General features: G+C 69.9%; 12 protein-coding genes. 7 read left to right on the top strand and 5 right to left on the bottom strand.

Annotated elements, in window-relative coordinates; translation table 11 throughout:
* Nucleotides 1-92: 92 nt before the first annotated feature.
* Nucleotides 93-1286 (bottom strand): metallophosphoesterase, encoded by a 1194-nt coding sequence (locus tag ACX9TP_RS40870; protein WP_482976098.1) that lies wholly within the window; start codon nt 1284-1286, stop codon nt 93-95.
* A gap of 184 nt (nt 1287-1470) precedes the next feature.
* A complete protein-coding gene (locus ACX9TP_RS40865) occupies nt 1471-2004 on the bottom strand; it encodes an FHA domain-containing protein (RefSeq protein WP_482976097.1) in 534 nt (177 codons plus the stop codon).
* Nucleotides 2005-2074: 70 nt separating this feature from the next.
* Here ACX9TP_RS40865 and ACX9TP_RS40860 point away from each other — a divergent pair, with 70 nt between their 5' ends.
* Complete coding sequence (locus ACX9TP_RS40860; RefSeq protein WP_482976096.1) at nt 2075-3049, top strand: alpha/beta hydrolase; 975 nt, start codon at nt 2075-2077, stop codon at nt 3047-3049.
* Between the two features lie 15 nt (nt 3050-3064).
* Here ACX9TP_RS40860 and ACX9TP_RS40855 read toward each other — a convergent pair whose 3' ends face one another.
* A complete protein-coding gene (locus tag ACX9TP_RS40855) occupies nt 3065-4336 on the bottom strand; it encodes a PQQ-dependent sugar dehydrogenase (RefSeq protein ID WP_482976095.1) in 1272 nt (423 codons plus the stop codon).
* A 367-nt stretch (nt 4337-4703) separates the two neighbouring features.
* Between ACX9TP_RS40855 and ACX9TP_RS40850 the strand changes: the two genes are divergently transcribed.
* The 5 genes from ACX9TP_RS40850 (at nt 4704) to ACX9TP_RS40830 (ending at nt 9943) form a co-directional block, all read left to right on the top strand.
* Nucleotides 4704-6833, top strand: a complete 2130-nt coding sequence (locus ACX9TP_RS40850) for a hypothetical protein (RefSeq protein ID WP_482976094.1) — start codon at nt 4704-4706, stop codon at nt 6831-6833.
* A 97-nt stretch (nt 6834-6930) separates the two neighbouring features.
* Complete coding sequence (locus ACX9TP_RS40845) at nt 6931-7809, top strand: bestrophin family protein (protein ID WP_482976093.1); 879 nt, start codon at nt 6931-6933, stop codon at nt 7807-7809.
* A gap of 109 nt (nt 7810-7918) precedes the next feature.
* Nucleotides 7919-8473: a GNAT family N-acetyltransferase gene (locus ACX9TP_RS40840; RefSeq protein ID WP_482976092.1), complete on the top strand. Its 555-nt coding sequence runs from the start codon at nt 7919-7921 to the stop codon at nt 8471-8473.
* A gap of 231 nt (nt 8474-8704) precedes the next feature.
* A complete protein-coding gene (locus tag ACX9TP_RS40835; RefSeq protein ID WP_482976091.1) occupies nt 8705-9055 on the top strand; it encodes a hypothetical protein in 351 nt (116 codons plus the stop codon).
* A 114-nt stretch (nt 9056-9169) separates the two neighbouring features.
* Nucleotides 9170-9943 (top strand): SMI1/KNR4 family protein, encoded by a 774-nt coding sequence (locus ACX9TP_RS40830; protein ID WP_482976090.1) that lies wholly within the window; start codon nt 9170-9172, stop codon nt 9941-9943.
* A 375-nt stretch (nt 9944-10318) separates the two neighbouring features.
* Here ACX9TP_RS40830 and ACX9TP_RS40825 read toward each other — a convergent pair whose 3' ends face one another.
* The gene (locus tag ACX9TP_RS40825; protein WP_482976089.1) at nt 10319-11239 is read right to left on the bottom strand and encodes a LysR family transcriptional regulator; all 921 of its coding nucleotides are present in this window, start codon (nt 11237-11239) and stop codon (nt 10319-10321) included.
* Nucleotides 11240-11391: 152 nt separating this feature from the next.
* Here ACX9TP_RS40825 and ACX9TP_RS40820 point away from each other — a divergent pair, with 152 nt between their 5' ends.
* On the top strand, nt 11392-12252 hold the full coding sequence (locus ACX9TP_RS40820) for a haloalkane dehalogenase (protein WP_482976088.1): 861 nt from the start codon (nt 11392-11394) through the stop codon (nt 12250-12252).
* An 82-nt stretch (nt 12253-12334) separates the two neighbouring features.
* Here the strand turns inward: ACX9TP_RS40820 and ACX9TP_RS40815 are convergent, their stop codons facing one another.
* Entirely contained in the window at nt 12335-13978 is a 1644-nt protein-coding gene (locus tag ACX9TP_RS40815) for a long-chain fatty acid--CoA ligase (RefSeq protein WP_482982298.1), read from the bottom strand.
* Nucleotides 13979-13986 lie beyond the last annotated feature (8 nt).

Here is a 13986-nt window from a genome sequence, read left to right as displayed (position 1 = left end):
CCCGCCAGGGTGGAGAGTGGAAGGAACGTTCATTCCACCTGAGCCGGCCGCCCGGAAGGGGGCGAGGTGCGGCGTCTTCTCGCGCCGCGAGGTCAGGCTGCTCGCAGGGTGAGAATCGTCACCTCGGTGGGCACGCCCAGGCGGAAGGGCATCCAGTGTCCGGTGCCGCCGGACACGTACAGCTGGTGGTCACCCTGCCGGTAGCGGCCGAGCATGTACTTGAAGGCGAACCAGAAGGCCGGCACCCCGAGGAAGGCCACCTGTCCGCCGTGCGTGTGCCCCGCCAGCGTGAGCCGCGCGCCGCGCTCCGCCGCGTGCGGGAAGAAGTCCGGGTGGTGGGTGAGGCACAGCAGCACCTCGTCCGCCGAGGCGTCGCGGAAGGACTGCTCCGCGGACTGCAACATGCGCTCGGCCTTCACGCGGTGGCTGCGGCCGGACATGGGGTAGTCCACGCCCACCACGCGCACGCGCTGCCCCTCGTGCTCGAAGCCGTGCGACGCGTCCACCAGCAGGCGCACCGGGCCGCCGCGCGCCTCCAGGTCCGCGTAGGCGCGGCGGATGGCGTTGAGCCCCCGCCAGTGCTCGTGGTTGCCGAGCACCGCCAGCATGCCGTGGCGGGCCTTGCACGCGGACAGCGCGGCCATGGTGCCGTCGAGCTGCTCCAGGTCGTCGATGAGGTCGCCCGTCATCACCTGGAGGTCCACCTGCGCGTCGTTCATCGCCTGCACCGCGGCGTGCAGGTATTCGGTGTCGATGAAGGTGCCCACGTGGACGTCGGTAATCTGGCCGATGCGGAAGCCGTCCAGCGCCTTGGGCAGGCCGGGCAGCCGCACCTCCACGGGGCGCACCGTGAAGCCGGACACGCCGCTGGCCATGCCCACCGAGCTCGTCGTCGCCGCCAGCACCGGCACCGCGCGGCCCACGTTGGTCAGGAGGCTGCGGCGGCTCAGGTTCACCCCCTGCACGGGGGCGCTCGGGGCGGCGGCGCGTCTGGCGCTCCGGCGCTCCACCCACGCGCGGACGAGCGCGACGGGAGTGCCGAAGACGACCACCATGACGGCCGTGAGCGACCAGCCCATGGCGAAGACGCGCGAGAGGGCGTGGTCCACGGGCAGCCCGCCATCCCGAAGGCCCGCCAGCGCCGCGAAGGCCAGGATGACGAGCGACAGCACCGCCCCCGCGACGAAGACGCCCAGCCGCCACTTCCGGAGCAGACCGGGCCAGAGCGCGCGCAGCACGGCCCAGGCGGCCACGTTGACCCCGAGGAGAAGCAGCAGCCTGACCATCTACGACGCTCCCTTGCGGTTGGAGGGAGCACTCATAGCGGGCCGGGACGGCCGGTGCCGTACGAATGCAGTGAGTGGGCGCCCCGGAGCGGTGAACGGGCGGAAGCAGCCAGCAGTCGGCGGGCCAGGCCCTCGTCTGGCCGTGGGCCTTCCCTACACGCAGGAGGGGCGCATTTCCCAGCCGTCAGCCGCGGCCGGGGGAGGCCATGCGCAGATGTGCGTGCAGCGTCTCCGTGCGGAGGTAGAGGAACTGCGCGTCGCCGAAGGACAGCGCGTCGCCGTCGTTGAGCATGCGCTCCTGCTCCGGCCCCAGGGCCTGGGCGTTGATCCACGTGCCATTCATGGAGCCCGCGTCACGGACGGAGCAGTCATGGGCCTCCGTGTGCCAGCGCAGCGTCGCGTGGTGCTTGGACACGGACGGGTCCGGCACCACCAGCGTGCAGCCCTCGATGCGGCCCACGGTGAAGGACTGGCCGTCGGCCTCGGGCCGGAGGAAGTGCACCTCCAGGGCGTCGAAGCCGCGCAGCATGACGAGGAGCCGGTCCACCAGCCGGGTGCGGTGGGCCATGCCCACGGTGCGGGCCTCTCCCAGGCGCATGGCCACCTGCTGGAAGACGGGCTCGGGGGGCTGCTGGACGAGGACCACCGGGCCGGAGGCTTCGAGAAAGGCCTCCAGCGTTGCCAGGGCGAACGGGCGAAGTTGCTTCACGGACGGCATGGTGGGGTGAGGCTACCCCGGGGCCCGCGGTTCTTGCCCCTCGAGGTGGCCGGGCCGTAAGGAAGTCGTCATGTCCCTGACTCCCACGCCCCTGCCGACGTATGCGACCCATGAGACGGGCTGGCGCCACGTCCAGGCGCTGCTGCCTCAAGCCCTCCGGCTCGGCGGAGCCCAGGCGCCCATGCCGGAGGAGGAGTGGCTCGACGTGGGCGCCTTCCGCGTCCACCTGGACTGCTGGCGCGGGGCGGATGCGCCTGCCACGGTGGTGCTGGTGCATGGCGGTGGAGGCAACGGACGGTTGCTCTCGCCCTTCGGGGCGATGCTCGCCGGGCTCGGGTACGAAGTCGTGGCTCCGGACCTGCCGGGCTATGGGCTGACGCGGGTGGAGGACAAGCGCGCGCTCGTCTACGAGGACTGGCGGGACACCCTGGCCGCCGTGGTGGAGGCGGAGGCCGGCCGCTCGCGGCGACCGCTCGTCATGTTCGGCGCGAGCATGGGCGGCATGCTCGCGTACGACGTGACGGCGCGCACGCGCCTTCCCGCCGGACTGGTGACGACGTGCTTCCTGGCGCCGAGAGAGCCGGAGGTGCGCCGCCGCATGGTGCGCTGGCCGTGGATGGCGGGGCTCGCGGGGCCGATGCTGACGGCGCTGCCCTTCCTCACGGACCCGCTGCCGGTGCCCATGCGGCTGGCGGGCAACATGATGGCCATCGCCAACTCCGCCGAGCTGTCACGCGCCATCGCCAGGGACCCGCTGGCGGGAGGCACGTGGATGCCCGGGCGGTTCCTGCGCACGTTCCTCGAGTCCGAGCCCGGGGTGCCGCCGGAGTCCTTCGACGTGTGCCCCGTGCTGATGGCCCACCCGGCCGAGGACCGGTGGACGCACGTCTCCGTGTCCCAGCCGTTCTTCGACCGCCTGCGTGTGCCGAAGCGGCGGGTGATGCTGGAGAACGCTGGCCACTTCCCGGTGGAGGAGCCCGGCGTGTCGCAGTTGCGCCAGGCGGTGCACGACTTCCTGCGCGAGCGCGCCGCGCCTCCCCGGTGAGGGCGGCCGCGGCACCTAGCGAGGCGCCGGTGTGCCTCCACCCGAGTGGCTGACGCGGTAGAGGACGCCGCCGGTGTCGTCGCTGAAGAGCAGCGCGCCGTCGGGCATCACGGCGAGGCCCACGGGGCGGCCGAACTGCGCGTGCTTCCCGTCCTGCTGCGTGAGGAACCCGGTGATGAAGGGCTCGATGGCGGTGGGCCTGCCGTCCTGGAAGCGGATGCGGACCAGCTCGTAGCCGCTGGGCGGCTTGCGGTTCCAAGAGCCGCGCATGGTGGCGAAGGCGTCCTGGCGGTACTCCTCGGGGAACTGCTGCCCCTTGTAGAAGGCGAGCTGCATGGGCGCGCTGTGGGCGGTGTACGTCAGCACCGGGGCGCGCTGCTTCGCCGCGAGCTGCTCCATGGTAGTGCCCTCGGGCGGGTCGTCCTGCGGGTTGAACTTGCCGTCCTCGTAGATGTACGGCCACCCGTAGTCCCGGCCCTGCTCCAGGAGGTTGAGCTCCTCCTTCTGCTCGTCATCGCCGAGCCAGTCGATGCCGTGGTCCAGCCCGTACAGCTTGCCGGTGCGAGGCTCCCACGCGAAGCCGATGGTGTTGCGCAGCCCGCGCGCGAACACCTGGACGCCCGAGCCATCCGGCTTCGAGCGCAGCAGCGTGGCGCTCTTCTCCGTGGTCTCCTTGCACGCGTTGCAGGTGCTGCCCACGGAGACGTAGAGCATGCCGTCCGGGCCCACCGCGAGGGTGCGGTTGGCATGCTGCCCGCCCGCGGGCAGGCCGGTCATGATGCGGCGGAGCGTGCCGAAGGTGCCGTCCTTCTTGCGGTCCGCGGTGAAGACGTCCTCCACGGTGACGAACCAGGCCTTGTTCCCCTTGAGGGCGATGCCGTGGAGCTGGGGCTTCTGGACGATGACCTTCTGCGTGTCCGCCACGCCGTCGCCGTTGGTGTCGCGGAGCATCAGCACGTCGCCGGGCTCGCGGCGGGTGACGTAGACGGTGCCGTCATCGGCCACTGCAATCATGCGGGGCTTGCCGAGCCCCTCGGCGAACTTCTGGATGCGGAAGCCGGAGGGAAGCTTGAGGGAGCGGAGGCGCTCCTCGGTGGGCTCGAGCTTCTGGGGCTCGTAGATGTGCGCGTTGAGCGTCACGTCCGCGGCCTTCGGGTCCTTGAGCTGCGGGGACGCGGCGCTTCCGGGGGCCGCGCCCTGGGCTCCCGCGTCGCTGGATTGGGCCAGGGCCAGGGCCGGCAGCAGGGCCAGGCACAGGCCCGGCAGTCTCCACATCGCTCGTCGCATGCGTCGTTCTCCTCACGGGTGCGGGCCCTGCGTAGCGCGGGAGGACGTCGCGTCACGGGGAAGGTGCGGAGTGATGCGTGGCAGTGGACAGCGCGGAGCCGGGAGGCCGCTGGGCCCGTTCAAGGGAGAACGCGTGGCGCCTGTCACTGCGTGGCGCGACGCGTCGCGAGCGAGGCCCCGTGCCGGTGCTTCCCCTCTCCGAGCGCGTCCGGTTACATCCGTGTCACGCGAGTGACTCCGGGGCCCGAGGGAGCCGGACGGAGCGTCGCGAGGCCCCGGGGGGCCGGGTGGGTGTCACGAGGTCCTGCGTCCGGGGGGAGGCATCAGGAGCGCCCGCCGCCGTGCTGACACAGGAGCGAGCGACAACATGAGTGAGCAGAGGCGGAAGTACAGCGCGCTGGCGCTGGTGGCGATGCTGCTGGTGGTGCCCGCGTGCTCGGACGACCCGGAGGTCGAGCCCCGGCAGGACGCGGGTGCCCAGGTGCCGGACGCGGGAGATTCGGGCACCGACGACGGAGGCACTCCGGACGCGGGTGACGACGCGGGCACGTCCGGGGAGGACTCGGGCACGCCGGACGCGGGCGACGACGCGGGCACGCCGGACGCGGGTGGCGACGCGGGCACGCAGCTGCCTCCGCTGGAGGTGACGCAGGGCTGCAACCCGATTGCGGCGGAGCACGACTGCCTCCTGCCGTTCCCCTCGGACTACTTCCTCTCGGACGACGCGACGCTGCCCTCGGGCCACCGCGTGCGGCTCACCGAGGCGGCGAAGCTGAAGATGACGGACGGTGGCTCGTTCGACTTCACGGACCTCCACCCGGCGGATGGCTGGTCTCACGGCACGCAGGTGCTCGCGCTCTTCCCGGGCGGCGTGGAGGCCACGGACCTCCCGCCGCTGGCCAGCCCCACGGCGGCGACCACGGGGAGCACGGTGCTGCTCGACGCGGAGCGGGGCGAGGGCGTGCTCCACTTCGCGGAGCTGGACCCGCGCGCTGCGAGCGACGCCCGCCGCGCGCTGTTCGTGAGGCCGCTGGTCCGGCTGCGCAACGGAGCCCGCTACATCGTCGCGCTGCGCGGGCTGAAGGCGAAGGACGGCACCCCGGTGCCGGTGCCGGAAGGCTTCCGCCGCATCCGCGACGGGCAGACGGCGGGAGACCCGCTCCTGGCCCCGATGGCCGCGCGGTACGAGGACGAAATCTTCCCGGCGCTGGTGGCGGCGGGGGTGCCGCGCGCGGAGCTGCAGCTCGCGTGGGACTTCACCACCGGGTCGGAGGAGAACGTCACCCGCGACATGCTCGACGTGCGGCGCCTGGCCATGGAGGCGCTGGAGGCCACCCCGCCCGCCGTCACGGTGACGGAGGTGAGGGACGACGTGGATGCGAATGTCGCCCGCCGCATCAAGGGCACGCTTCGCGTCCCCCTCTTCATGGAGAGCACCCAGCCGGGAGCGCTGCTGGCCCGGGACACGCAGGGCCGCGTGCGGCGCAACGGCGAGGCGGAGGTGCCCTTCACGCTGCAGATTCCCCGGAGCGTCTGGGGACAGGGCGTGGCGCCGGTGCGCTTCATCCAGTACGGACACGGCTTCTTCGGGAGCCAGTCCGAGGCGGATGGCTCGTTCGTGCGGCCCTTCATCCAGGCGACCCGGTCGGTGGTGATGACGGTGGACTGGTGGGGCATGTCCAACGTGGACGCCCCGGGCGTGCTGCAGGCGATGGGCAGCAACCCCACCCAGACGCTGCGCTTCACCGACCGCGTGCACCAGGGCATGGCGAACCAGCTCGCCGTCACCTACGCGGCGCGCACCACGCTCGAGGAGGTGGCGGAGCTGCAGGACAAGGGCGTGCTCGTCTATGACCCGGAGCAGACGTACTTCTACGGCATCAGCCAGGGGCACATCCTGGGAGGCACCTACGTGGCGCTCTCGCCGCACGTCTCGCGGGCGGTGTTCAGCGTGGGCGGGGCGGACTTCTCGCTGATGATGTTCCGGGCGCGGCCCTTCAGCCCCTTCCTCAACACCATCGCCCAGACGGTGCCGGACGCGCTGGACCAGCAGAAGTTCGCGGCGCTGACGCAGACGGGCTTCGACCGCATCGACCCGATGACGTACGCGCCGCACGTGCTGACGGACCTGTACCCGGGAGCGCCAGCGTCGCGCCGCGTGCTGGCGCAGTACGGCCTGGGAGATGCGTCGGTGCCCAACGTGGCCACGGAGCTGCACGCGCGGGCCATGGGGCTGACGCAGCAGCTCCCGGCGACGTGGCGGGTGCCACAGCTCGCCGCGCAGGAGGGGGCGATTGATGGCTCCGCGCTGGTGCAGTTCGACTTCGGGCTGCCCGCGCCGCTGCCGGGGACGGAGGCGAACCTGCCGGCGGCGGACAACGCCGTGCACGAGGGCGTGCGCCGGGACGACGAGGGCCGCGAGCAGGTGGACCGCTTCCTGAGGCCGGGCGGCCAGGTGGAAGTCACGTGCTCCGGCATCTGCCGGGGCGGCAACTGAGGGCGGGGTAGGGGGATGACGTTGCGTGCTGGAAGTCTCGGGCACGCAACGTCACCCGGGCTCGCGGGTCCTTGCTATACGAGGGACCCGCACAGCCATGATTGATTACAACCCCAAGGACTGGTTCACCTTCATCTTCCGGTTCCATCAGGCGGACACCGTCCGGAAGCTGTTTCCGATGATTGTCGCCATCAGCGTGTATTCGCTGCTGGTGGCGTGGCTGGAGGCCGCGGTCTGGAAGCTGCCGGACGACAGCCGCGTGAAGAACATCTCCATGCTGCACAGCCTGCTGGGGTTCGTCCTCTCCCTGCTCCTCGCCTTCCGCTCCAACAGCGCCTACGACCGGTGGTGGGAGGGACGGAAGCTGTGGGGCTCGCTGGTGAATAACAGCCGGAACCTCGCCCTGAGGATGAATGCCCTCCTGCCCGAGACGGACGAGGAGAGCCGGCGGCTGTTCCGGGTGCTGATTCCCAACTACGCCTTCGCCCTGAAGAATCACCTCCAGGGGAAACACCGCCCGGAGGAGCTCGTGGCCGGGGGCGGCTTCGAGCTCTATCACCTGGACCCGGCGAAGCACGTGCCCAACCAGCTGGCGTCCTTGCTGATGCGGAAGACGTACGCGCTGCAGAAGCAGGGCGTGCTGACGGGGGAGCAGCTGCTGTCGGTGAACGCCGAGCTCCAGTCGTTCACGGACATCTGCGGGGCGTGTGAGCGCATCCTCAACACGCCGGTTCCGTTCTCGTACACGGTGTTCCTGAAGAAGTTCATCTTCTTCTATGTGATGACGCTGCCGTTCGGCCTGGCCTTCAGCCTGGGCTACTTCGTCGTCCCGGCGGTGGCCTTCACGTTCTACGTCCTCGCCTCCATGGAGCTCATCGCGGAGGAAATCGAGAACCCGTTTGGCACGGATGCCAATGACCTGCCCACCGAGCGCATCAGCACGAACATCCGCCGGCACGTCGGGGAAATCCTCTGAGCGTTCACCTGTCCTCCGGTGTCAGGAAGCCGGAGCCGCAGCGCGTCCGCGTCGCCGGGATGGGCCAGCGCTGCTTCGCGCTCGGGCCAGGGCCCATGGAGGGATGACCATGGCGGTGCCGGAGTTCGACAGGGTGGAGAGTCAGAGGCTCGTGCTGCGGCGGCTGCGCGCGGAAGATTTGGACGCGCTGGTGGCCTACAGGAGTGACGCCGAGGTGGCGCGCTACCAGAGCTGGAGCGACTACGACGCGGAGCGGGGCCGCAAGCTCATCGAGTCGATGCAGGGGCGCCAGCCCGGTGATCCCGGCTGGTTCCAGTTCGCGATGGCCCTGAAGGACACGGACGCCCTGATTGGCGACTGCGCGCTGCGGACGGATGAGTACGACACGCGCCTGGGCGAGATTGGCTTCACGCTGTCCCGACAGCACCAGGGGCGGGGACTGGGCACGGAGGCGGTGAGGGCGCTGCTGGGCTACGCGTTCGGCACATTGAGCCTGCACCGGGTCATCGCCGTGACGGACGCGAAGAACACCGCCGCCGCCACCGTGCTGGAGCGCGTGGGCATGCGCCGGGAAGGGCACTTCCTGGAGAACACCTTCTTCAAGGGCGCCTGGGGCGACGAGTTCCTGTTCGCGATGCTCGGGCGTGAGTGGGCGCGACGCTGAACCCGACTGTCGCGTAGTCCACCGTGGCTCATCCGCACATCTCGGAAGGTTTCAGGTCTGGCGGTGCCGGGCCTGTGAGGCCGTATCGCTACTGAGATGCTGTAACAACTGACCACACAACCTCATAGCCACAATCCACGAAGTGGCTCTCCACGATAGCGACGGGGCCGCGAATGGCTGCACATAGGCGGCGGAGTCCGACCGGTGGGCTCCATCACCCAGGAGAACAACATGAAGACGCTATCGTTGGTCGTGGCGGCGGGGCTGGCGCTGGGGCTGCTCGCGGGTTGCGGTCCGGAGGATGCGCAGCCGGTTGAAGCGGAGGCCACGCAGGGGCCCCGCTATGTCGCCACCCGTGCGGACGGCAGCCTCGTGACGATTCGGGACGCCACGGGAGAGAACCTGGCGAGCGCCCAGGACATCGACGGAGAGCGGACCGTCAACGCCCAGGGCTGCTGGGTGACGCTCCAGTGGTGCTCGGAGCCGGGCACCGGAGATGCCGTCTGCACCCAGAACGGCCAGTGTACGCTCCAGCAGTTCGTCGACGCGTGCCTGTCGCTGATTGACGACATCTGCGGGTAGTCGTCGCGAAGCGCGCAATGTGCACCATCGCCAGATAGGTGGCGGCGCGCTCTTCGTGGCGCCGTCACTCCGCGGTTCTGCTTTGGCACGTGGTCCCTGCTAAAGAACCCGCTGATGGATTGGCCCCTTGTCCTCGAGTTCATCCAGCAGCGCGACCCGGCGTTCCTGGCCCGAGTGGAGGGGGCGCCGGCCGCCACTGTCGCGACCCTGGCTGCCAGCCGCGGCGTCACGCTGCCTGCCTCCTATGTGGAGTTCTTGCGGCGCATGGGAGTCAGCAGCAATGGCTATACCCCGTTTGGTCCCACGCAGGACCACGGCATTGCCGCCATCACCGAGTGCCTCGATGACGAAGACGATGCGCCGTCCGGTCGCTTCTTCCCGGTGGCCATCGAAACCGACCCATCGCTGGTGGCGTTGTATGACCACTGCCTCGACCTGAGGCCCGGTGATGACGATGACGCGCCGCTCGTGATGCTGGAACAGGACGTTGCACTCGAATGGCAGACGCCGATCGAAATTCGCGAAACCTTCAGCGAACGCATCACCGCCAGCGTGTTCAACCACTTCGAACTGCGCCGCCGTGCCGGACGCGACGTGGTCTCCGTGGGCGGCGGCACGCTGCAGGCAGGCGAAGGCCGTGCCGCGTTGCAGCGGGCCCTGGCGCTGCTGCAACGCGCCGGGTTCGCGCCTGTCCTGCCGCTATCGGGCCGCGTGGCCTGTCTGCAGGCGGGGCCGCTCAGCGTGTATGCCCGGGTCAACGAGAACTTCGAGTTGCTGACGCTGCGGCTCGGCGGCGACGACCCTCGGGCCGTGAAGGAGTTGGCCGAGCAGTTGCTCGCCGATCTCCCCGGCACGCGGCGACCGGCCGGCCCGCGCAACCAGGACTAAACTCGTCGCGTCGGGCAGGCGGGGAAGCGCGGGGCCGGATTCGGGGTGGAGCATCGTCCGAGAAGGCCGCTCCGCTGCCACTCCAGGCCCTGGGCTCCGCCCATTGCGGCCTGCACTACTCAGGAGGCTTGCGATGTGACCATGGTGCCCGAGAACCTCGCGGGTCGCATCCTCGCAGAGGTGCGTCATGGGCACGTAGCTCTTTCCAGCTACTGCGGTGGGGGCCCCGGGATAGCGCCTGAGGCGTCCTGTTCGGGAATGTCGGGGGTTTTTTGGGAGGGGCGCTCGCAAATGTCCCGACATTTCCGAACAGGACGGTGCGGGGAGTGTCCGGCCCGCTCATGCCGTCAGTGAGTACCGACTGGCAGCCGGTCTTCAGGTCTGTCCCGCTACCAGGACTGCACGCCGGACCAGCCCGCGAAACCACTGTGCCGCTGGGTCGGTATGGGTGCGCTCGTGCCAGCACAGCGAAATCTTCACGGTGTGCGCGGGTGACGGAGCGTTGACCGCGCGCACTCCCATGCGCGTGCCCTGGGCGACGACGAGCGACTCCGGCAGCGTCGCGACGAGGTCGGTCTCGGCCACGACCGCGGCGGCGGTCGTGAACGAGGGCACCGTCATCGCGACCTCGCGGCGGATGCCCGCGCGCGCGTACGCGGCACCGACGAGGTCACGGATGCCCTTGCCCGGCACCATCTCCACGCCGACGTGCCTGAGCTCACCGAGCGCGCGCGCCGACAGTCGCTTTCCGAGAGCAGGGTGGCCTTCGCGAGCCACGAGAACGGTGCGCTCGACCAACAGCGGCTCGATGTGCAGGCCCGCGCCCTTCCCGGCGAGGCCGATGTGCAGATCGATGTGGGACGAGGCCAGGTCTCCGAGCGAGACGAGCGAGGCGATGCCGACCACGGAGAGGCGCGCGTTCGGCATCTCCTCGGCCATCAAGGCGGCAATCCGCGGCACCCAGGTGAGCTGACCCGCATCCGCGACGGCGAGGGTGAAGGCACGCGTGCAGCGCGTCGGGTCGAACGGGGCCTCGTGAATCGCAAGTTCCAGCTCACGCAGGGCGCGCGCGATGGCGGGCGCGAGCGCACTCGCCCGCGGCGTGGGGACGATGCCACGGCCGTTGCGCGTCACCAGCGGGTCTCCGAGCGCGGAGCGGAGGCGTGCGAGGCCGTTGCTGATGGCGGACGGCGTGACGTGGAGCCGCTCCGCCGCGCGCGCCACGCTCCGCTCGGAGAGGACGGTGTGGAGCATCAGGAGGAGGTTGAGGTCGAGGGCCGCAATCGAAATGCTCACGGTTGGTGAGCTTACGCCTCACGAATCATCACTACCAGAGAGGACCCCGCGGACGCATTCTGCCGGGCATGCACAGATTGCTCGGCTGCCTCATCGCGGGCGCGCTCGTCGCGTGCCACGCACCCACTCCTCTTCGCCCCCAGAGCACTCCCATGGCCACGGCTCATCACGTCCAGGTCCTCGACTCGTTCATCTCGTACCGCGAGGCAGGGACGGGCTCGCCCATCGTGTTCCTGCATGGCAACCCCACGTCCTCGCACGTGTGGCGCAACGTCATCCCCCAACTCGCCGACCGCGGCCGATGCCTCGCGCCCGACCTCATCGGGATGGGGAGCTCGGGGAAGCCCGACATTGCCTATCGATTCGCGGACCACGCGCGGTATCTCGATGCGTGGTTCGAAGCGCTCGACCTGCGCGACGTCGTGCTCGTCGGCTACGACTGGGGAGGGGTGCTCGCGCTGGACTGGGCGCGGAGGCATCCGGACCGCGTGCGCGGCGTGGTCGTGTTCGAGACCTTCCTCCGGCCGATGCACTGGAGCGACTGGCCTCCGCAGGGCGAGCAACTGTTCCGAGCCCTGCGCACGCCGGGAGTTGGTGAGAAGCTGGTGCTCGAGCAGAACGAGTTCCTCGCCAGGTCGTTCGCGAACGGCATCAAGCGCGGGCTCTCGGAGAGCGACCGCGCTGACTATTACGCCCCGTACCCCGATGCCGCGTCGCGACGCCCGGTGCTGCAGTGGACTCGTGAAATTCCCATCGACGGCGAGCCAGCGGACGTCGCCGCCGTCATCGAGCGCTACGACGCGTGGCTCGCGCGCCCGCCCGCGAAGCCGGCGCTCCTGCTGACGTTCGGGGACACCGGACTCAGTGCGCCGAAGATTGTCGAGTGGGCGCGAAGCACGCTCACGGCGCTCGAAATCGTCCCGCTCGGCCGCGCGGGACACCATGCGCCCGAGGACGCGCCGGAGGAGATTGCGCAGGCCATCCGGAGCTGGCTCGACCGCCACGCGTTGTGAGCGCCTGGCGCGGCCAGTCCGGATACATGAAGGGCGGTGTCTCCTCCTGCTTCAGGGCCGCCCTCCGACTCCTTCAGCGGCTCTACCCCGCCGAGCTCACACCCGTGTTCTTCAGCAGGTGGTCGCCGAACTCCTCGCGCAGCTTCGTCTTGAGGAACTTGCCCGTCGAGGTGCGCGGAATCTGCTCGATGAACAGGTAGTCATCCGGCATCCAGAACTTCGCGAACTGCTTCTCCAGGTGCGCGGCCAGCTCCTGCTTCGTCGCCGTCTGTCCCGGCTTCAGCACCACCGCCGCCAGCGGCCGCTCGTCCCACTTCGCGTGCCTGCCGGCGAACACCGCCGCCTCCAGCACCGCCGGGTGCGCCATCAGCGCGTTCTCCAGCGACACCGACGAAATCCACTCGCCACCGGACTTGATGACGTCCTTCGCCCGGTCGCAGATGCGCACGTAGCCGTCCTTGTCGAGGGTCACCACGTCCCCCGTCTTGAACCAGCCGTCCGCCGTCCAGCGGTCCTTCCCCTCGTCCCCGAAGTACGAGCTCGCCACCCAGGGCCCCCGCACCTCCAGCTCGCCCATCGTCTCCCCGTCCCACGGGAGCTGCTTCCCGTCGTCGCTCACCACCCGCGTCTCCACGAAGGGCAGCGCGAAGCCCTGCGACGCCCTCGCCGCCAGCTGCGCCTCCTGCGCCGCGTCCCGCAAGTCTCCCTTCAGCTTCGCCATGGTGCCCACGGGGCTCAGCTCCGTCATGCCCCACGCGTGGACGACCTCGAGCCCGTGCCGCTGCTTGAAGCCGTCAATCAGCGACGGCGGCGCCGCCGAGCCGCCAATCAACATGGAACGCACCGTGCTCAAGTCCCACTTCTTCGGCGTCGCATCCAGCAGCGCCAGGATTCCCAGCCAGATGGTGGGAACGCCGCCCGCCATGGTGACTTTGGTCTCCGTCATCAAATCCAGCAGCGACTGCGGGTCCAGGTGCGGCCCGGGGAACACCAGCGTCGCCCCGGTGAAGATGGCGTCGAACGCAAGCCCCCACGCGGCCGCGTGGAACATGGGCACCACCGGCAGCACCCGGTCCGCCTCACGCATGCCCGTGACGTCCGTCATGCAGCACGCCAGGGTGTGCAGGACGATGGAGCGGTGGCTGTAGAGCACGCCCTTCGGGTTGCCCGTCGTGCCCGACGTGTAGCAGAGCATCGCCGCCGTGTTCTCCTCCAGCTTCGGGAAGTCGAACGTGTCGGACTCCGCCGCGAGCAGCTGCTCGTAGTCCAGCTTCCCCTCCGGCGCCGGCCCGGCGTCCGGCACGACGATGACGTGGCGGAAGCTCGGCACCTGCGCGGAGAACTTGTCGAACAGCGGCAGGAGCGAGCGGTCCACCACCAGCACCGAGTCCTCCGCGTGCCGCGCGATGTAGCCCAGGTCGTTCGGGTGCAGTCTCAGGTTGAGCGTGTGCACCACCGCGCCCATGGCCGGCACGGCGTAGTACGCCTCCAGGTGCCGGTAGTGGTTCCAGCTCAGCGTGGCGACCCTGTCACCGGGCTTCACGCCCAGGCGCGTCAGCGCGTTCGCCAGCCTGCACGTGCGCTTGTAGAAGTCCGCGAAGGTGTAGCGGTGCAGCGACTTGTCGGGATTGCGGCTGATGACTTCCGAGCGCGGATAGTACGTGCGCGCGCGCTCCAGGAAGTGGGTCAGCGTGAGCGGGAAGTCCATCATCCGTCCGGCGAGCATCGGCACCA

Source organism: Pyxidicoccus sp. M15, assembly GCF_056858435.1.
This window is presented reverse-complemented; position numbering and strand designations above follow the sequence as displayed.

Bases quoted from the DNA above. Each gene is read 5' to 3' on its own strand.
- ACX9TP_RS40845 (WP_482976093.1), top strand. From the start codon at position 6,931: ATGATTGATTACAACCCCAAGGACTGGTTCACCTTCATCTTCCGGTTC.
- ACX9TP_RS40815 (WP_482982298.1), bottom strand. From the start codon at position 13,978: ATGCTCGCCGGACGGATGATGGACTTCCCGCTCACGCTGACCCACTTC.
- ACX9TP_RS40850 (WP_482976094.1), top strand. From the start codon at position 4,704: ATGAGTGAGCAGAGGCGGAAGTACAGCGCGCTGGCGCTGGTGGCGATG.
- ACX9TP_RS40870 (WP_482976098.1), bottom strand. From the start codon at position 1,286: ATGGTCAGGCTGCTGCTTCTCCTCGGGGTCAACGTGGCCGCCTGGGCC.
- ACX9TP_RS40830 (WP_482976090.1), top strand. From the start codon at position 9,170: ATGGATTGGCCCCTTGTCCTCGAGTTCATCCAGCAGCGCGACCCGGCG.
- ACX9TP_RS40855 (WP_482976095.1), bottom strand. From the start codon at position 4,336: ATGCGACGAGCGATGTGGAGACTGCCGGGCCTGTGCCTGGCCCTGCTG.
- ACX9TP_RS40820 (WP_482976088.1), top strand. From the start codon at position 11,392: ATGGCCACGGCTCATCACGTCCAGGTCCTCGACTCGTTCATCTCGTAC.
- ACX9TP_RS40835 (WP_482976091.1), top strand. From the start codon at position 8,705: ATGAAGACGCTATCGTTGGTCGTGGCGGCGGGGCTGGCGCTGGGGCTG.
- ACX9TP_RS40840 (WP_482976092.1), top strand. From the start codon at position 7,919: ATGGCGGTGCCGGAGTTCGACAGGGTGGAGAGTCAGAGGCTCGTGCTG.
- ACX9TP_RS40860 (WP_482976096.1), top strand. From the start codon at position 2,075: ATGTCCCTGACTCCCACGCCCCTGCCGACGTATGCGACCCATGAGACG.
- ACX9TP_RS40865 (WP_482976097.1), bottom strand. From the start codon at position 2,004: ATGCCGTCCGTGAAGCAACTTCGCCCGTTCGCCCTGGCAACGCTGGAG.